At 63.5% G+C, this 17,210-nt stretch carries 15 protein-coding genes; 6 read left to right on the forward strand and 9 right to left on the reverse strand.

Features of this window, described 5'->3' with window-relative positions; genetic code table 11:
- Positions 1 to 20: 20 nt before the first annotated feature.
- Positions 21 to 1,217, reverse strand: coding sequence for an amidohydrolase (locus tag GRB80_RS08930; protein ID WP_161423328.1), 1,197 nt, complete (start codon positions 1,215 to 1,217; stop codon positions 21 to 23).
- 170 nt (positions 1,218 to 1,387) lie between these two features.
- On the opposite strand from GRB80_RS08930, the gene GRB80_RS08935 reads away from it, so the two are divergent.
- Positions 1,388 to 2,353 (forward strand): LysR family transcriptional regulator, encoded by a 966-nt coding sequence (locus GRB80_RS08935; RefSeq protein ID WP_161423329.1) that lies wholly within the window; start codon positions 1,388 to 1,390, stop codon positions 2,351 to 2,353.
- A 192-nt stretch (positions 2,354 to 2,545) separates the two neighbouring features.
- Here the strand turns inward: GRB80_RS08935 and GRB80_RS16525 are convergent, their stop codons facing one another.
- Positions 2,546 to 2,878: a TIGR02450 family Trp-rich protein gene (locus GRB80_RS16525; protein WP_309663503.1), complete on the reverse strand. Its 333-nt coding sequence runs from the start codon at positions 2,876 to 2,878 to the stop codon at positions 2,546 to 2,548.
- A 73-nt stretch (positions 2,879 to 2,951) separates the two neighbouring features.
- On the opposite strand from GRB80_RS16525, the gene GRB80_RS08945 reads away from it, so the two are divergent.
- From GRB80_RS08945 to GRB80_RS08955, 3 genes are all read left to right on the forward strand, one after another.
- Positions 2,952 to 3,323: a putative quinol monooxygenase gene (locus tag GRB80_RS08945; protein ID WP_161423330.1), complete on the forward strand. Its 372-nt coding sequence runs from the start codon at positions 2,952 to 2,954 to the stop codon at positions 3,321 to 3,323.
- Positions 3,324 to 3,376: 53 nt separating this feature from the next.
- Positions 3,377 to 4,240 carry an SDR family oxidoreductase gene (locus GRB80_RS08950; RefSeq protein WP_161423331.1) on the forward strand — a complete coding sequence of 288 codons (864 nt, stop codon included), beginning with the start codon at positions 3,377 to 3,379 and terminating at the stop codon, positions 4,238 to 4,240.
- A gap of 188 nt (positions 4,241 to 4,428) precedes the next feature.
- Positions 4,429 to 5,340: a homocysteine S-methyltransferase family protein gene (locus GRB80_RS08955; RefSeq protein WP_161423332.1), complete on the forward strand. Its 912-nt coding sequence runs from the start codon at positions 4,429 to 4,431 to the stop codon at positions 5,338 to 5,340.
- A gap of 79 nt (positions 5,341 to 5,419) precedes the next feature.
- Here the strand turns inward: GRB80_RS08955 and GRB80_RS08960 are convergent, their stop codons facing one another.
- Both GRB80_RS08960 and GRB80_RS08965 read right to left on the reverse strand, forming a co-directional pair.
- Positions 5,420 to 6,094, reverse strand: a complete 675-nt coding sequence (locus GRB80_RS08960) for an SDR family oxidoreductase (protein ID WP_161423333.1) — start codon at positions 6,092 to 6,094, stop codon at positions 5,420 to 5,422.
- 91 nt (positions 6,095 to 6,185) lie between these two features.
- Complete coding sequence (locus GRB80_RS08965) at positions 6,186 to 8,756, reverse strand: EAL domain-containing protein (RefSeq protein WP_237561951.1); 2,571 nt, start codon at positions 8,754 to 8,756, stop codon at positions 6,186 to 6,188.
- 291 nt (positions 8,757 to 9,047) lie between these two features.
- Between GRB80_RS08965 and GRB80_RS08970 the strand changes: the two genes are divergently transcribed.
- Positions 9,048 to 11,003 (forward strand): sensor domain-containing diguanylate cyclase, encoded by a 1,956-nt coding sequence (locus GRB80_RS08970; RefSeq protein ID WP_237561952.1) that lies wholly within the window; start codon positions 9,048 to 9,050, stop codon positions 11,001 to 11,003.
- Between the two features lie 124 nt (positions 11,004 to 11,127).
- Here the strand turns inward: GRB80_RS08970 and GRB80_RS08975 are convergent, their stop codons facing one another.
- A complete protein-coding gene (locus tag GRB80_RS08975; RefSeq protein ID WP_132041297.1) occupies positions 11,128 to 11,394 on the reverse strand; it encodes a DksA/TraR family C4-type zinc finger protein in 267 nt (88 codons plus the stop codon).
- Between the two features lie 213 nt (positions 11,395 to 11,607).
- Positions 11,608 to 12,705, reverse strand: coding sequence for a YkvI family membrane protein (locus GRB80_RS08980; protein ID WP_161423335.1), 1,098 nt, complete (start codon positions 12,703 to 12,705; stop codon positions 11,608 to 11,610).
- A gap of 330 nt (positions 12,706 to 13,035) precedes the next feature.
- On the opposite strand from GRB80_RS08980, the gene GRB80_RS08985 reads away from it, so the two are divergent.
- Positions 13,036 to 13,317 carry a DUF503 domain-containing protein gene (locus GRB80_RS08985; RefSeq protein ID WP_161423336.1) on the forward strand — a complete coding sequence of 94 codons (282 nt, stop codon included), beginning with the start codon at positions 13,036 to 13,038 and terminating at the stop codon, positions 13,315 to 13,317.
- A gap of 104 nt (positions 13,318 to 13,421) precedes the next feature.
- Here the strand turns inward: GRB80_RS08985 and GRB80_RS08990 are convergent, their stop codons facing one another.
- From GRB80_RS08990 to hsdR, 3 genes are read right to left on the reverse strand one after another with little or no spacing between them, the layout of a single operon-like run.
- A complete protein-coding gene (locus GRB80_RS08990) occupies positions 13,422 to 13,886 on the reverse strand; it encodes a hypothetical protein (RefSeq protein ID WP_161423337.1) in 465 nt (154 codons plus the stop codon).
- A 23-nt stretch (positions 13,887 to 13,909) separates the two neighbouring features.
- On the reverse strand, positions 13,910 to 14,779 hold the full coding sequence (locus GRB80_RS08995) for a PhzF family phenazine biosynthesis protein (protein WP_161423338.1): 870 nt from the start codon (positions 14,777 to 14,779) through the stop codon (positions 13,910 to 13,912).
- Positions 14,772 to 17,177 (reverse strand): EcoAI/FtnUII family type I restriction enzme subunit R, encoded by a 2,406-nt coding sequence (gene hsdR, locus GRB80_RS09000; RefSeq protein ID WP_161423339.1) that lies wholly within the window; start codon positions 17,175 to 17,177, stop codon positions 14,772 to 14,774. Before hsdR ends, GRB80_RS08995 begins: the two co-directional genes overlap by 8 nt.
- Between the last annotated feature and the right edge of the window lie 33 nt (positions 17,178 to 17,210).

A 17,210-nucleotide genomic window follows, 5' to 3' on the forward strand; every position in this document is an offset into this window, starting at 1 on the left:
TGTGATGGCGTACGTTGTCGTCACGACACGCCCTTCAAAGCACCGAGCCCCAGCGCGGCGAGCAATCTGCACCCGGTGGGGATGATGGCATCGTTGAAGTCGTAACTGGCGTTATGAAGAGGTGGCGTTTCATCGCCAACCGCGGTTCCAAGGAAGAAGTACGCCCCCGGGCACTTTTCAAGCATGAAGGCAAAATCTTCTCCGCCGAGACTCGGCTTAACCTCGGTTTCCAGGGCACTCTTGCCAAGAACTTCGGCTACAGTCGCCTCGACGAAGCGCGCGGCCTTCTCGTTATTTATAGTTGCCGGAAAGATCCGCTCGTAATCGACCTCGACCTCACCGCCATAGGTAGCAGCGACCCCGTCGCAGGTCCGGCGAATGGCGTGCTCTATACGGTTCTGGGTGGCCTCATCGAGGGTGCGCACGGTGCCGCTCAAGCGGACCTCGCCCGGGATAATGGCGAAGCCGTCGAGCTCGCCACCCCGGATACCACACAGGCTAAGAGCCGCCGGCGACAGAGGATCAGCATCCCGCGAAACCACACTGTGCAGGGCCTGGATCAGCGCGCCAGTCATGCGTACCGGGTCGATGGCGAGATGCGGGTTGACACCGCCATGGCCTCCCTTTCCCTTGACGCGGATATTAATCTTGTCAGTGGCCGCCATGATGGGCCCCGGGCGGACCGCGACCTGTCCCTGCGGCAGGGCGGGCCAATTGTGCAAGGCGAAGATGGCATCCATCGGAAAGCGCTCGAACAGACCCGCCTCCACCATGGCACGACCACCCCCCAACCCCTCCTCCGCGGGCTGGAAGACCAGGTACAGGGTGCCGGCGAAGTCACGATGCTCGGCCAGATAGCGCGCCACGCCCAGCAACATGGTGGTGTGGCCATCGTGCCCACAGGCATGCATGACGCCGGGCGTCGAGGAGACATGGTCGTGCTCGCCGAGCTCCTGAATCGGCAATGCATCCATATCAGCCCGCAGACCGACGCGCCGGCCGTTGTCCTCTCGTTTCCCCTTCACGGTGGCCACGATGCCGGTACCACCGATGCCCGCTTCGAAGGGCAGGCCCAGGCGTGTCAGCTCATCGGCGATAAGCGATGCGGTGGCATGCTCCTCGAAGCCCAATTCTGGGTGGCGATGCAGATCGTGGCGCAGCGTGGTGAGGCTCGTGTGCTCCGCGTCGAAGAAGGAGGGATCAATGAAGTCGGTCATGGGTTATCGCTTGTTGTGTATGACGTCTTTGAGTATGGGCAGCGAAAATGTATAGATAAAATAGTTTTATCTTTCTCTTTCCATGCTATTAAAGTATGGAAAGAGAGGGCGGCGACGGCACAGCAAAGCGTTTGGTCCGCGTTATCCGTCAGTCAGAAGAGGAAGACAACATGGATTTCAAACAGCTGCGCTACTTTCTCAGCGTCGTGGAGGAAGGGGCCATCTCGAGTGCCGCCAAGCGGATCCCCATCGCACAGCCGGCGCTGACCCGGCAACTCAAGCTGCTCGAGGAGACCGTCGGGGCGACCTTGCTGCTGCGCTCTCGGCAAGGCATCAGGCTGACGGCAGCGGGCGAAGCCTTCCACATCGAGGCGAGCCGGTTGTTGCGCGAGTTCGAGCAAGCCAAGGAGAATGCCCGACGCATCGCCGCGGGGCAGCTCGGCCAACTGCGCTTGGGCGTCACCGTCATGCACCTCTGGGTGCCCCAGGTCGTGCAGCTGCTCAACACCTTTCGCGAGCAGTATCCCGACGTGACGCTCAAGGTCATGTCCCTGCTCTCCGCACCGCAGATCGACGCGCTGAGGCGTCAGCAACTGGACGCCGGGCTGCTGTTTTTTCCGCCACCGGATGATGCCGACCTGTGCAGCCACGAGCTCTACAGGGATCGGCTGGTACTGGTGGCAAGCGCAGGATCGCGGCTGGCCAGCACCCCCCCACAGCGGCTGGCAGATCTGAACGGTGAGGACTTCATCTGGTTCGAACGCAGCGCCTCACCCGCCTATCACGACAAGCTGATCCATGCCTTTCAGCGGCGTGGCTTCACTCCCCATGTCGTTCAGGAAGGCACCGACAATGCCACCATGCTGTGCCTGGTCGCCGCGGGCATGGGCTGCACCATCCTTCCAGAGATGACCATGTCGGGAGCGCCCGCGGGGGTGGTCTGCCATTACCTGGAGGATCTCGATCTACCACTGCCGTTGAAGCTAGTGTGGCGGCGCGACGCGAGCCTGCCAGCGGTACACCGTTTGATCGATGTCGCCACCCGCATCCTGGCGACGAACAGCGGGGGCATGGCGCCCTGGGCGGGTCACACGGGTCAACCGGCCTCCTCCTCCACGACGCCAAGCGACTCGTGACGCCCCTCCGACAGGTTCGGTGGTTCAGGGCTCGCGCAGCGTCTCGTAGTGCTCGACGCTCCCCAACACTCACTGATAACGAAGGTTGCCCACATCGACCGCCTCAGCCTGAGTAGAGACCAGCTGGGTCTAATGCACGTAGCCGATCACCAGGTACTTACCTGACGCATGACCTGTGATGTTCAACAGGTGCTACTTCCATCCATGAAGCCATTGATCCGCATCTTTCAGCTCGGTCCACTCGATTGGGTACTCATTTCTGGAAAGAACTGCCTCCAAAGTACAGGAAATCACAGAACCATCCTCATCATATTCAACCTCGGTCACCATAAAGTGCTTTTCTCGATTTAACGGGGTTACGGCTGTCCACTTGCTGTTTCTCAATTTAGCTGGATTGATTCTATTCATGAAAGCTCCAACGCTTGGGTTGATCGTGAGGCCTCGGATCATGTTCTCTACGTCATGCTCCAGCGCACCGTCGTGTTTAGGCCTTCCATCCCTGAGTTCAAGCAGTAAGCGCGGCATGCGGCACTCACGATTATGCCGTCGAGGCGGTCGATGGTATCGTCTGCGCACCTCTCACCACAGGACACCACCGATGTCACAGAAGATCTACTGCATTGCCAGCTTCAAGCCCAAGCCCGGGCGGGAAGACGCCGTGTTTCGCGCCCTCCAGGCGCTGGAGCCCAACGCCCACCGCGAAGACGCCTGCCTGCACTACACCGTGACCCGCCAGATCGACAATCCCTTCGCCCAGGGCACGAGCTACCCCATCGTCTTCCACGAGGTATGGGCCAACCGGGCGGCCTTCGAGGCTCACTGCCAGCGCCGCGAGATCCGCGAGTTCTTCGCCACCCACCTGGAGGCTGAGGACGGCGATATCGAAGACGCCAACGTCTGCGTCTATACCGACGAGCCGGCCGACTTCGACGCGCCGGAGCTGGGTTCGGCCGGGCTCAAGGAGGGGTGACATGGGCCGGCGTCTCGGACGGATCACGCTCGCCGGTCGCTAGGGAGAACCCCATGGCCCTGACTCAAGAGACCCCGACACGCAGCATCCTGATCACCGGCTGCTCGAGCGGTATCGGCCATGCCGCGGCTCATGCCCTGGCGGCCCGGGGCTGGCGGGTGTTCGCCACGGCCCGCGCCGAGGCGGACGTGGCCAGGCTCGAGGATGAGGGCCTCGAGGCCCTGAGGCTCGACCTCGACAGCAGTGCCTCCATCGAGGGCACGGTGGCGACAATCCAGGAGCGCACCGGAAACCGGCTGACGGCACTGTTCAACAACGGTGCCTACGGTCAGCCCGGTGCGGTGGAGGATCTGTCGCGGGAGGTACTGCGGGCCCAGCTGGAAACCAACCTGCTCGGCACCCACGAGCTCACCACGCGGGTGTTGCCGATGATGCGTGCCCAGGGGCACGGGCGCATCGTGCACAACAGCTCGGTGCTGGGCTTTGCCGCCCTGCCCTATCGCGGCGCCTATGTATGCTCCAAGTTCGCCCTCGAAGGCCTGACCGACACCCTGCGTCAGGAGCTTGTCGGCAGCGGCATCCATGTCAGCCTGATCCAGCCGGGGCCGATCACCAGCCGCTTTCGCGACAACGCCTATCGCGCCTTCAAGGCCAATATCGACCCCAACCATAGCGCCCATGCGGATACCTACCGCCAGGTGGAGGCGCGCCTGGCCAGCCAGGATGGCAAGGCCCCCTTCACCCTGGGTCCCGAGGCAGTGGTCAAGAAGCTGATCCATGCGGTGGAGAGCAATCGGCCGCGGCCGCGCTATGCGGTCACGCTGCCGACTCATCTGTTCGCGGCACTCAGGCGTGTACTGAGCACCGGCGGCATGGATCGGGTGCTGCTGCGCTCGACCCGGGACGAACGCGAGTAGAGAGCCTCTCCCCTCACCAGGGAGCAGGCGCTCATCGCGCCCTGATCATGCCCCGGAAGCTCTACTCATGGCGTTCCGAGCACCTCTCGGCGGCACTAGCCTTGAGCGATTCCCCCTGAACGGCTAGGGTCATCGTCCCGACCCATCGCCAGCATCGCGCTGGCCATTCACGAGAAGGACTGCGCACCATGAGCCCCGAACAACATCGCCTGATACTGCTGGATGGAGGAATGGGGCAAGAGCTCAGGCGGCGCAGCGAGCATCCCGCCACGCCGCTGTGGTCCGCCCAGGTCATGCTCGACGAGCCCCACCTGGTGACCGCGGTGCATCGCGACTTCATCGCGGCCGGGGCCCGGGTCATCACCACCAACAACTACACCGCCACGCCCCAGCGCCTGGCTCGCGACGGCGACCCCGCCCTGTTCGATGCCCTGCATGCCGCCGCGCTCGGTGCCGCCCACCAGGCGCGGGAGCAGAGCGGCCGGGCGGTACGCATCGCCGGCTGCCTGCCCCCGCTGGTGGCGAGCTATCACCCCGAGGTGGTCCCGGACGATGCCACCTGCCGGCGTGACTACCGTCGTCTGGTAGAGGTCCAGGCCGATGGGGTCGACCTGTTTATCTGTGAAACCATGACCCTCACCCGCGAGGCATTGGCCGCGACCCAAGCCGCGGTAGCGCGCGCCCTGCCGGTATGGGTCGCCTTCACGGTGGATGATGCCGACGGCAGGCGCCTGCGCTCAGGCGAACCGCTGGCCGAGGCGGCACAATCAGTGGTGGCAGCGGGGGCCTCGGCCGTGCTGATCAACTGCTCGGTGCCCGAGGCAGTCACCACCGCCATGGACGAACTCGCCGACCTTGGCGTGCCGTTCGGCGGCTACGCCAATGCCTTTACCTCGGCCGCGGATCTGACCCCCGGCGGTACGGTGGATGGGCTCGAGGCTCGCCTGGACCTCGACCCCGCGGGCTATGCCGCCCACGCCTGTGGCTGGGTCGAGCGGGGAGCCACGATCGTGGGTGGGTGCTGCGAGGTCAGCCCGGCACATATTGCCCATCTCGCCGAGCGCCTGAGCGCGCAGGGCTATCGCCTGTTACCCGACTGAGCGAAGAGCAACGCCCTCAGTCGGCTGGCGCGACGCCCCCTTGAACCCAAGCAATACGCGCCAGTCGACTCCGCCGTGGTTACCAGGGCAGCGTCTCGCCATTGCTGTGCCAGAACCCGCCGCTGTTCTCCAGTGTCAGCGCCTCAATACGCTGGGCGATGCCCGTGGCGGCCTCCTCGGCGCTGATCATGCCGCCGAAGTTGACCATGCGCGTCTGCACATAGCCCGGATGAATCTGGGCCACGGCGATACCCCGCGGCTTGAGATCCACGGCCAGCGACTTGCCGAAGGCGTTGAGCGCCGCCTTGGAGGCACGGTAGCCATAGCGCCCGCCGGAATCGTTATCGGCGATGGAGCCCATGCGGCTGGTGATATTGGCGATCCTGGTGCCCTTCCCCAGATTGTCCAGCAGCATCTCGGTCACGCGCAGCGGTGCATAGGCATTGATCTCCATCTGCGTGCGGATGGAGTCGAAGTCGAGTTCGCCAAGCGCCTCATCCTGCAACAGGCCGGCGTTATTGATCAGCAGGTCGAGGCGGCGGCCCGCCAGCTCCTGCTTCAACCGTGCCACGTCCTCCTTACGGGTCACGTCGATGCCCTCGATCAACGTCTCGGCGATCTCACGCAGCTCGGCCACCTCCTCGCCGCCACTGCGGCACACGCCGATCACCGCCCAGCCGGCGGCATGGTAATGGCGAGCCAGGGCGAGTCCGACGCCACGGTTGGCACCGGTGATCAGTACGCTAGCTGACATATCAACTCCAGAGCAGGAAGTGTGGGTACATGACTATAGGTGGGGCCTCAGTCCCGCACTTCAACCCGGACCAGTACCCCTTTGATGCCGCTCAGGCCGAGGCGGGAAGCCGGTCGGGCAACTGCATGACGGCCTCCCTCGGCATCGGCCTGGCGAAGTAGAACCCCTGCAGCAGGTCGCACTGGCGACGATCGAGGTCCTGCTGCTGTGCCTGCTCCTCGATGCCCTCGGCGACTACCAGAAGACCCAGATGGTGGGCCATGGTGATGATGCCCTGCACGATAGCGGCATTGTTGCGGCTAGTGGTGATGTCGTGGATAAACGCACGGTCCAGCTTCACCTTGTGGATCGGCAGGTCACGTAGATAGCTCAGGCTCGAGAAGCCGGTGCCAAAGTCATCCAGGGCGACCCGCACCCCCATGCCCTTGAGAGCCTCGATCAGTTCGATGGCTGACTCGGCCCCGTTCAGCAACACGCTTTCGGTGATCTCCAGCTCCAGTAGCTCGGGGGGCAGGCCGGCGTCGTCGAGCGCCGATTGAACATCGGCCAGGAAGCCGCTGCGCCGAAACTGCAGCGAGGAGATATTGACGGCTACCGGCAGATCACGTCTGCCTGCCCTGCACATGATCGCGGCATCCCGGCAGGCACGCCGCAGGACCCAGCGGCCCAGCGGGATGATCTGTCCCGTCTGCTCGGCGAGGGGGATGAACATCCCTGGCGCGATCATGCCTTTCTTCGGATGTCGCCAGCGAATCAGCGCCTCGAGCCCACGTAAGCGACCGCTGACCGCCTCCACGATAGGCTGGTAGAAGAGCTCGAACTGGTCGTCATGCAGGGCGGTATGCAGATCGTGTCTCAGCAGCACCATGTCCTCGGTGACCCGCTGGATATCTCCCTGATACCAGTGCCAGGTATTGCGGCCCTGCTGCTTGGCGCTGGTGACCGCCAGATCGGCACGCTGCATCATTTCAAAGGCCTGTGCCAGGCTCTCGCCATTGCAGGCGATACCGATACTGGCACTGATGTGCAACGGCCTCTCTTCAATCACAAAGGGGGTGGACAAGGCATCAAGTATCTTCTCGGCCATCTCGATAGCGGCCTGGGGCCTATCGAAGTCAGGAAGAAGCAAGGCAAACTCATCGCCGGTCATGCGGGCCGGGGTATCGCCTTCGCCTATCCACTGTCGGAGTCGTGAGGCGATCTCGATCAGCAGTTGGTTACCGATGTGGTGGCCCAAACCATCGTTGATCGCCTTGAAGCCATCCAGATCGACATGCATCACCACCAGCAGCGTCTGGTCCTGCTGCGCCTGGTCGAACGCAGCCTCCAGCCGCTCATCGAAGGCGGACCGGTTAAGCAGACCGGTCAGTGGGTCATGCGTCGCCTGATACGCGATCAGGGCTTCCTGCTTACGCTGCTGGGTGACATCCTGCTGGATTCCGATGTAGTGGGTACAGATGCCGCGGCCATCGAACAGTGGGCTCAGCGACAGGTGGTTCCAGAAGGGGGTGCCATCCTTGCGGTAGTTGAGCAGCGTGGTCTCGATCGGTTGCCGTGCGGCCACGGCGTGACGGATGGCGGTGACGGTATCTCCACAGGTTGCCTGCCCCTGAAGAAACCGGCAGTTACGGCCCAGCGCCTCCTCAGATGTGTAGCCGGTCAGTTTATGGAAGGCGGTGTTGACATAGACCAATGGCATATCTGGCCGTGTGGCATCAACCATTAATACGCCATTGGGTGTCGCCTGAATACCACGCTCCAGCAGCGTCCGGTCCGCTTCCTGACGCTTGCGGTCGGAGACGTCCTTGCAGATGGCATACATGCCGACGATGCCTTCGGCCGACGTCACGGGAAAGGTGGTCACTTCAAGGGGGAACTTGCGGCCCGCGGCATCACACCCGCGCATTTCATTCTGCCGCGACTCACCGACCAGAGCCGCCTCGAAGGCGGCCTTGGCCGCCGGGCGATCATGGGACGACAAGAGATCGGTGTAGTGGCGCCCCTGCAGCGTCTCCTCGGTGTAGCCGGTGAGCCGTTCCAGCGCCGCGTTGGCGCGCTTGACGCGGCCATCCAGGCCGAACTTGTAGACTCCATCGGGATGGTTGGTGAACAGGGAGTGATGCCATACCGCCAGGCGGGAGAACTCCTGGTTTTCACGGTCGCGCATGATCGCGAGTGCTGCCAGAGAGGCGGCCTGCCTCAATATGGCCTGACTGGCTGGAGAGGGCGCCGCTGGCTGGCGATGGTAGGTGGCGAAGGTGCCCAGCAGCAGCCCCTCCTCGGTCAGAATCGGCGTCGACCAGCAGGCACGCACACTCTCCAGCCGAGCGGCATCACGAAAGGGCTTCCAACGCGCATCCGTCAGAATATCCTCGGTGACGGTCAACCGTCGTCGGTAGGCCGCCGTGCCACAGGTGCCGATCTCATCTCCGATACTGAGGTCCTGCAGGCGCTGGATATATGCCCTCGAAAACTGCGAGTTGGGCATCATGCTCAACGTATTGCGCTCGGGATCGTGGCGCATGACCGACACCAGCGCGTCGGGCAGCAGTCGACTGATCCACGCGGCGATCGTCTCGAGCGTCTCCTCGAGGGGTACCTGATGCGCGATCAACTCGTGGATATCCTGCTGCGCCTCCATCAGCGCCTGTGGGTCGGGCAAACCGCAGCCTCCATGCTCTCGAGGGGGAATGATTATTCTTGTCGCCAAGCCGTGCCGCAAAATGATGAATGAGCAAGATGATATGAGCAAGGGAAACCGTTGCAGAGGTATTGCCCACGATAACAGATGACGCTGCAGCCCTTTTACCTGATACTGCGCTCCGTAGGGTGGCAGTCCCCAACTCTCTATTTCTCGTGCCACTCCCCTCTGGCCCCTGCCGGATACCGCCACTATCTGGCCTGACTCGAGACTTCACCATTGATCGTCAAAGCTCTCTGGGCCCGACTGGGCATGGCCACTTTGCTTCCGGTGACCCTGGTCACCATGACGCTGACGCCGATCTTCACCTCTCACCTCGACAATCAAATCGACAGCAAGCGTCTGGCGACCGAGGCAATACTGACCTCCGAGTATGACAAGCTGCTTCAGGGCATGAACGAAAGCTTCAACCAGATATTGGCCATCTCAGAATATCCGATGCTGCGGCGTTTTCTGGAGAGCCAGGTAGCGTCTCAGCCTCCGGAACGAGACACCGAGACTCAGCAAGACTGGCGGCAGCTAGAATCGCTATTCGAGACACTACTGACCCACTTTGGCCGCTATACGCGAATGGCCGTGATCGACAGCCATGGCCAGGAGTGGGTCAATACAACGCAGGCTTTGCTGCTGCCTCGACCGAGGGTCATTGACCATGACGCCAACCCCGCCTTCCAGAGGGCCATGGCGCTAAAGCCACGCGATCTCTATATTTCCTCGCCACGCCTTGGCGCCACCAGGGAAGATGGCTCACCCGCGAGGCCCGTCATCGATATTGCGGCACCGATCTTCGATCATCAGGGGGAGCGCCTCGGAGTGCTGCTGTTTACCCTCGATTGGTCACGTATCACCGCATCTCTCTCACGCGTCTCGCTGGAGGAAGGCGCCAGAGTTCTGATGGTGGATGCTCAAGGCAGATCGCTGCTACCCGAGGGCGATGGCGGCGTGAAAGATCGCTTCGGTCACTCATTGGCGAGTGAGTGGCCCGCCATCTGGGCAACCATGGCGCCCAACCAGCAGGGGGTCATCACCCTGGAGGAGCATCTTCTCGGCCTGCGCACTCATGACATCCGCACTCATCACTACCGTAGCCAGGCCGTGACGATCGTCAGCGACGCCGAAACCCAGCCCTGGCACCTCGGCATCTTGACACCGCGGCCCAGCCTGATGAGTCAACTCATCAAGACCCCTACGCAACTGCTGGCCATCGTGCTGGTCTATCTGCTCTCGGTGGCCTTCGGCATCTTCTGGGTGCTCAATGAACATCGACTGCGCGGGCTGCGACAGCGCGCCCTGGCGTTTTCCCGCAAAGCCTATCAATACGCCGGCGAGGTTCAGGACCTCTATGAGCACGCCCCCTGTGGCTACCACTCGCTGGATAGCGATGGCCGGGTGATCAAGATCAACCTCACCGAACTCGACTGGCTGGGCTATCGAGGTGACGAGGTGATCGGCAAGCGCTACTACCGCGATTTCGTCACCGCTGAGACCCGTGCGGCTTTCGATGCGGCCTTCCATCAGGTGCTGGGGCAGGGAAAGGAGGGGTCCGCCGAGTGCGAGCTTCTTCGCCGTGATGGCAGCCATCTGCCGGTCGCGATCAAGGCCACCGCCCATGTGACCGAGGATGGCTTTCAGTACTCCCGCGCCATGGTGTTCGACCTGAGTGAGCGCAAGAACCTGGAGATGCGACTGGAGCGGCAGGCCTTGACGGATCCCCTGACCGGGCTCGGCAATCGTCGCTACCTGGAGAATCAGGCGGCCATGGAGATCGCCCGTGCCGAGCGCAACGGGGCCCCCCTGGCCCTGATCGCGATAGATCTCGATCATTTCAAGCGCATCAACGATGCCCATGGTCATGACGTGGGTGACCTGGTGCTGCAATCTTTTGCCAACACGGCTCAACAGCAGCTGCGTGCCGGCGATGTGCTGTGCCGTATGGGGGGTGAAGAGTTTGTGGTACTGCTGCCGGACACCTCACGTGACCAGGCGCTGTTGATCGCCCAGCGACTCCGCGAAGCGATTGCCGCGACACCCGTCGAGGTGGGTCACCTGGCCCCGGAGAGCGGAACGCTTGCCTATTCCGCCTCGCTGGGCGTCACACTGGTCAGTGCCGGAGAAAAAACGCTGCGCCCGGCAATCAAGCGCGCGGATCAGGGGCTCTATGCCGCCAAGGAGGCCGGGCGTAATCGCGTGGAGTGGGAGGAAGCATAGTTAGGAAAAAGCATACTCAGGAGGAAGCATGGGTGGGAGAAAGCACAAGTGGAAGAAAACCTAGGGGCGCTGACGTGGCGCCCCGACCGGAACGCTCATAAGAAAAGCGCCACCCATCGGCTCATCACCTGAGCTGGCTGTCCTTGCTGGCCCGCCGATTGATGGCAGCGACATCCACCCCCTTGGCTTCCAGGCTCGACTGGCAGGCGACACAAAGCTGCACACCCGGGAGTGCCTTGCGTCTCCCCTCCGGGATGGGTGCATCACACTCCACGCAGAACTCGGCGCTATCTCCTTTGTGCAAGCTGGTGCGTGCCCTCTCGACCGCCTCCTCCACGGTGGCGTCAATCTGATCCTGCACGGCTCCATCTCGAGTCCAACCACCGGCCATGATGCATTACCTCCATATCGCTACATAAGCCATTGAGTGCCCAGCACGGGAAGGCAGGGCTGGGTTCTCATCAACGACGCCACCCAGCAATCCCAAGATATGAGAAAGGCCGACCACGGGCAACCGTGGCCGGCCTGGCACTCCGGGTAGAACGGCACCCCACCGCTGGCGGCACCACAGCCCCGGCGTCCCTACGGACACCGGGCAGAAACATCAGCGGCTGGCGGAGCTCGCCAACTGCGCCTTGCTGCGCTGGCGTGTGCTGTACCAGCGAATGCCCAGGGCAACGATCAGGATCAGGCCCACCACGCCCAGCATGGGATAGACGGTGCCGATCAGGGTGCTGAACCCGAACTGGCTGAGCACCAGCCCCACCAGGGTGAAGATGACGCTGAAGAGCTTGAAGCGGCCCGACTCGGGCGCGGCGAAGCGGGCGCTAAAGGCGAAGAACATGCCCACGGCGGTGCTGTAGATCATGCAGATCAGCGCCACCGACATCACCATGGCCACCACCGGCGAGACCGCCGTGGCAAGCATCAGCGAGGGCATATCCACGCCGGCCAGGCGCTCGAGATTGGCGAACAGCCCGATATTGAGCAGGAAGATCAGCACACCGAGCCCCACGCCGCCGAGAATGCCGCCCAGGGAGGCCTCTCGTGTATCGCGAGTCAGGCCACCAATCACCGAGAGCATGGGGAAGCCGACGGCGATATTGAAGGAGGCATAGAGCAGAGCGCCGATAAACCAGTGCGAGAACGACCAGCCATCACTGATGGTGGGCACCTCGGCGGCCGCGGCCTCCAGTGTCTCCAGAGACGCGCTGCTGGTGAAGAAGGAGTAGACGGTGATCGTCAGCACCAGCAACAGCAGTACCGGCATGATAAGGCTGATCAGGTTGATGATGCCGCGAACGCGCAGACACAGGGTCAGGATGACCAGCACACTGAGTAGCACGCCGCCAAACAGCGGTGGCAGGCCGTATTGCTGGGCGAAGATGGAGCCGCTACCGGCCAGCATCACCACCCCGACACCGAACAGGAAGAAGGAGAGCACCAGGTCGATGACCAGCCCCGCTCGCTTGCCGAAGAGCGCCTCCAGCACCTCCTTGTGAGAGCTCGCCTGCATGGTGGAGCTCATCCGCGCGATCTGCATGCCGAGAAAGGCGAACAACAGGCCGCTTACCAGGGTGCCGGCGATGCCGATCGCCCCATAGCCGGTGAAGAACTGCAGCACCTCCTGTCCCGAGGCGAAGCCGCCACCGATGATGATCGACATAAAGGTCATGGCGATCAGGAAAGGCTGTTTGCTCATGGAAAGACACCTCAATACAAATGGCTTCTATGGCCCGTCCCAACCGCGGGCCGGCTCATCGGAAATCAATACAAGCACTCCGCCGGGTCCATCGCAGACGGACCCGATTCGGGAGCACTGGCGTTGCTGTAATGATCAGATGCGCGGGAGTATACGATAGGAAACTTAGTTTATTATCGGGAATATAGGCGCCAATCAGAAAAAAATAACCCGCAATACGCCTTTGGTCTCATTTTACTGATTTTACTATGGTATTCAGGGACTAGAGCGGCCATCCACGCCATGACGTATGGTGGCTTGCCTCCCTTTCACGGTACGAATGGAGACCCCATGCACCTTGGTATTCTCACCCTGACCATCTCCCTGCCCGGTTGCCGTTCCCTGAAGGAGAAACGCCAACGCATGGGTGGCCTGCACGAGCGCTTCGGGCGCAACCCCGCCATCGCCGTCTGCGAAAGCGGCGAACTCGATCGCCTGGACGCCAGCGAATGGACCTTCGTTGCCGTCGCCCCCGCCAAGCCCCAGGTAGAGGCCCTGCTCAGCGAGATCGAAGACAAGATCCAGCGCACCGTGGATGGACGAGTGATGGAGGCGACCCGAGAGATGCTGTAACGGTGCTGTGCGGCGTGACTAACGGGCAGCGATGTTACGGCGATACTTCATCGACGCAAGGCTGGCATCGCGGGCCATCGTCTTGCCGATGACCAGGGGCCGGCCTAACGCCGGTCACCGAAATACTTGACCCGGCGGTACACCGCCGTGACGGCTCCTCCGCCCAGCATCATGCCCAGGCCCGCCACCACGACGACCAGCGCGTCATGGGCCACGGTGCCGGTGGCTGAGTACACCCCCACCAGCATGCCGATATGGCGTACCACCAGGTAAACGCCGATCAGGAAGGTGCCGGCGCGCACCAGGTCGTCATCCCTGACCCGAGCGCCGGCATCGTCATCTGCAACGCTACTGCCATGCAGCCTTTCTGCCAGGCGGCCGGCAAGGCACCAGAGCAGCACACCGCCCACCACCGGCACGCCTACGGTGGCCAGGAAAACCGGTAGCAGCTCGGCTGACCAGAGCTCTCCCGTATTGGGGCCCAGCAGCGCCGGCAGCACCGAAAACAGGGTCTTCAGTAAGAGATAGAGGCCCATCAGGCGGATCAGCAGGATGGAGAAGGGTTTCATGGTGGCTCCCGATCATTGGGTCATCAGCCTGGAAGGTGCAGCGAACCGCGCCCCACGATGACGGCCTCTCCCGCAATTCGGATGGTCAGATCATCTTCAGCGCGCTCGGCTTCGGCAAGGATGCGGCTCGGGCGTCCCATCTCGATGCCCTGCTCGATCTGCCAGCGCCATCGACCAACTCGCCTGTTCTGCGCCAGGTGCCCAGCCAAGGCCGCCGCCGCACTGCCAGTCGCCGAGTCTTCGCGCACGCCACCCTCGGTAGAAAACATCCGAGCTCTCACGACGCGTGATGCACCAGTCTCTTTACCGACCACATAGAGATACACCTGATCGTGGCCGCTGGGTGAGACCCACTCCGCCCAGGCACTCGGCGAGGGTCGTGCCCTCTCCAGGGCCTCCTGTGACGCAAGCTCGATCAGGTGATAGGGCAGCCCACAGGAGGCGAGCACCGGTTCACTCAGGGTCTGCTGCGCTGCCAGTCCCAGCAACTGGGCGACGGCGGTCTGGTTCAAGGTGCTGCTCGAGATGCTGAACGGCGCCGCCGTGGTGAAACTGGCCAGCGTCCGATCGAACTCCACGACCAGGGGGCCAACGCCGGCGTCGAGGGTGAGCGATCTATCACGCTCGGCCATGCTCAGTTCCACCAGCAGGTGTGCCGTACCTATCACCGGGTGGCCGGCGAAGGGCAGCTCCCGGGTGGGGGTAAAGATGCGGACGGGATAGCGGTGCCAGCCGGTTGCCTCACCGACGAACACCGTCTCGGAGAGATTCAGCTCGTTGGCGATGGCCTGCATCGTGTCGGTCGCGAGGCCTTCCGCGCGGGGGAACACCGCCAGCGGGTTGCCGGCGAAGGCGCGGTCGGCGAACACATCGAGGAGGAAGTACTCAGCCATACAGCCGCTCCTGGAATCCGATGAAGACCTCGCGGATATGCTCGACGCTGCCCAGCTCGGCGATGGCTTCGGTGGGCGTGTGGTATTTGAGCTCGATCAGTCGGGGCAGCTTGTCCTGGGCGAGCTCGCCGACGCCGTCCTGGATGTAGTGGCCCAGCACGAAGCCGAGGAACTCCCGCTGGCGATAGTCGTAGCCGGAGAGGAGCCGTTCGCGGTGGGCGGCCACCCGCTCCTCGCGGCTGAGCGGCGGCAGCGCGAAGGCGATGTAGGCCAGCACGTCGAAGAGGTCACTGTTCTCGGCATCCACCAGGCGACCGATCTCCTTGAGCTGTTCGACGCCGTACCCCCTCTCGGCCAGGCTATCCAGAAGGCCCTGGCGAGTATCCGGTCGGCTCCAGAGCTCGCGCAGCGTCTCCTCATCCTGAAACAGCGCCGGCAGGTCGCCATAGAGCCGGCGGATGAAGTCGGCGGCGCTGATCGGCGTGCCGTCCGGACTCCAGAAGGTGGTCGCGCTCATGTACTGCAGCTGGCGCACCTTGCCCGGCGCCAGCTCGATCTCCACGACCGAACGTCCACCCGGGCCGCCCTCGCACAGACAGGGCGCTTCGCCGCACACCGGGCAGGGCGCCGGCACCTCGGGCTCGCAGGTGCAGGGGCGGTTGCCGCACTCCCCGCAGGGCTCGGGCGGTCGCACCACGCAGACACAGGGCGTCTCGCCGCAGCGGCCGCACGGCTCGGGGGCCGCCGGCTCGCCGTCCCACTCCGGGTCGCTGAAGTGCTCGTAGGCGCGCACGAAGTCGAGGATGGTGAAGTGGTCCTTGCCGTCGAACAGGCGCGTGCCGCGGCCGATGATCTGCTTGAACTCGATCATCGAGTTGACCGGGCGCATCAGCACGATATTGCGGATGTTGCGCGCGTCCACGCCGGTGGAGAGCTTCTGCGAGGTGGTGAGGATGGTGGGAATGGTCTTCTCGTTATCCTGGAAGCGGCGCAGGAAGCGCTCGCCCTCCGCGCCGTCGTCGGCCGTTACCCGCACGCAGTAGTTGGGGTCCTGGCTCGCCTTCGTCTGGTTGATCAGGTCGCGCACCGCCAGGGCGTGCTCCTGGTTAGCGCAGAACACCAGGGTCTTCTCACGCGGATCGATCATCTCCATGAACACCTGCACCCGGTACTGCTCACGCGCCTGGATCTTGATGAGGCGATTGAAGTCGGCCTCGGTGTAACGCCGGCCCTGCTCCACCTCGCCCTGCACCACCTCGTCATCCGGCGTGTAGACGTAGTCATCCAGGGTGGTAGCGATCTGGCGCACCTTGAACGGCGTCAGGAAGCCGTCGTTGATGCCCTCCTTCAGCGAGTAGACGTAGGCCGGCTCGCCGAAGTAGGCGTAGGTATCGGTGTTGGTGGTGCGTTTGGGCGTGGCGGTCAGGCCCAGCTGCACCGCCGGTGAGAAGTACTCGAGGATGGCGCGCCAGCTGCTCTCGTCATTGACGCCGCCGCGGTGACATTCGTCGATGATGATCAGGTCGAAGAAGTCCGGCGGGTAGTCGCCGAAGCTGGGCGCCGGGTTGCCCTCCCCGTCGCGGCCGCTCATGAAGGTCTGGAAGATGGTGAAGAACAGGTTGCCGTTCTTGGGTACCCTCCCCTGCTGGCGGATCGCGTCCGGCGCGATGCGCACCAGGGCATCCTCGGGGAAGGCGGAGAAGCTGTTGTAGGCCTGATCGGCGAGGATGTTGCGGTCGGCCAGGAAGAGGATGCGCGGCCGGCGTCGGGTGGCCTCATCGCCCCGCCAGGCGGCCAGGTTCCAGCGGCTGTGGAACAGCTTCCAGGCGAGCTGGAAGGCGATGGCGGTCTTGCCGGTGCCGGTGGCCAGCGTCAGCAGCACGCGCTGGCGCCCGGCGGCGATGGCCTCCAGTGCCCGGTTGATGGCGTTGTGCTGGTAGTAGCGCGCCTGCCACTGGCCGCCGTTATCGTGGAACGGCACCTGGCCGAAGCGTTCGCGCCAGGGATTGGGCTCGGGGAAGGTCTCGGCCCAGAGTTCATCCGGCGTGGGGTAGCCAGCGACCGGGCCTTCCTCGCCGGTGTGCATGTCGACCCGGTAGAGGCCCAGCCCGTTGGTGGCGTAGGCGAAGCGGGTCTGCAGCCGCTCGGCGTAGCGCTTGGCCTGGGCCAGGCCCTCGGTGACCGGCAGGTCGCGCTTCTTGGCCTCGATCACCGCCAGCTTCTGGCCCTGGTAGAAGAGCACGTAGTCGGCGATGTCGCCGCGGGTGCGCTGCCCTCCACCCTGCAGCCGCCCCAGGGTGATGACCTCGCGCCGCACCCGGCTGCCAGCCACCCGGCCCCAGCCGGCTTCCTTGAGGGCGGGGTCGATCAGCTCGGCGCGAGTCTCGGCTTCGTTCATCGGTCAATCCTTGTCCGGACGGTGCACGATCTT

Origin of the sequence: Halomonas icarae, from assembly GCF_009901955.1 — a bacterium.
Lineage (GTDB): Bacteria > Pseudomonadota > Gammaproteobacteria > Pseudomonadales > Halomonadaceae > Halomonas > Halomonas icarae.

What these genes read in the sequence shown, in the direction of transcription:
- GRB80_RS08930 (WP_161423328.1), bottom strand. Translation starts at nt 1,217, where the DNA reads ATGACCGACTTCATTGATCCCTCCTTCTTCGACGCGGAGCACACGAGC.
- GRB80_RS08935 (WP_161423329.1), top strand. Translation starts at nt 1,388, where the DNA reads ATGGATTTCAAACAGCTGCGCTACTTTCTCAGCGTCGTGGAGGAAGGG.
- GRB80_RS16525 (WP_309663503.1), bottom strand. Translation starts at nt 2,878, where the DNA reads ATGCCGCGCTTACTGCTTGAACTCAGGGATGGAAGGCCTAAACACGAC.
- GRB80_RS08945 (WP_161423330.1), top strand. Translation starts at nt 2,952, where the DNA reads ATGTCACAGAAGATCTACTGCATTGCCAGCTTCAAGCCCAAGCCCGGG.
- GRB80_RS08950 (WP_161423331.1), top strand. Translation starts at nt 3,377, where the DNA reads ATGGCCCTGACTCAAGAGACCCCGACACGCAGCATCCTGATCACCGGC.
- GRB80_RS08955 (WP_161423332.1), top strand. Translation starts at nt 4,429, where the DNA reads ATGAGCCCCGAACAACATCGCCTGATACTGCTGGATGGAGGAATGGGG.
- GRB80_RS08960 (WP_161423333.1), bottom strand. Translation starts at nt 6,094, where the DNA reads ATGTCAGCTAGCGTACTGATCACCGGTGCCAACCGTGGCGTCGGACTC.
- GRB80_RS08970 (WP_237561952.1), top strand. Translation starts at nt 9,048, where the DNA reads ATGGCCACTTTGCTTCCGGTGACCCTGGTCACCATGACGCTGACGCCG.
- GRB80_RS08975 (WP_132041297.1), bottom strand. Translation starts at nt 11,394, where the DNA reads ATGGCCGGTGGTTGGACTCGAGATGGAGCCGTGCAGGATCAGATTGAC.
- GRB80_RS08980 (WP_161423335.1), bottom strand. Translation starts at nt 12,705, where the DNA reads ATGAGCAAACAGCCTTTCCTGATCGCCATGACCTTTATGTCGATCATC.
- GRB80_RS08985 (WP_161423336.1), top strand. Translation starts at nt 13,036, where the DNA reads ATGCACCTTGGTATTCTCACCCTGACCATCTCCCTGCCCGGTTGCCGT.
- GRB80_RS08990 (WP_161423337.1), bottom strand. Translation starts at nt 13,886, where the DNA reads ATGAAACCCTTCTCCATCCTGCTGATCCGCCTGATGGGCCTCTATCTC.
- GRB80_RS08995 (WP_161423338.1), bottom strand. Translation starts at nt 14,779, where the DNA reads ATGGCTGAGTACTTCCTCCTCGATGTGTTCGCCGACCGCGCCTTCGCC.
- hsdR (WP_161423339.1), bottom strand. Translation starts at nt 17,177, where the DNA reads ATGAACGAAGCCGAGACTCGCGCCGAGCTGATCGACCCCGCCCTCAAG.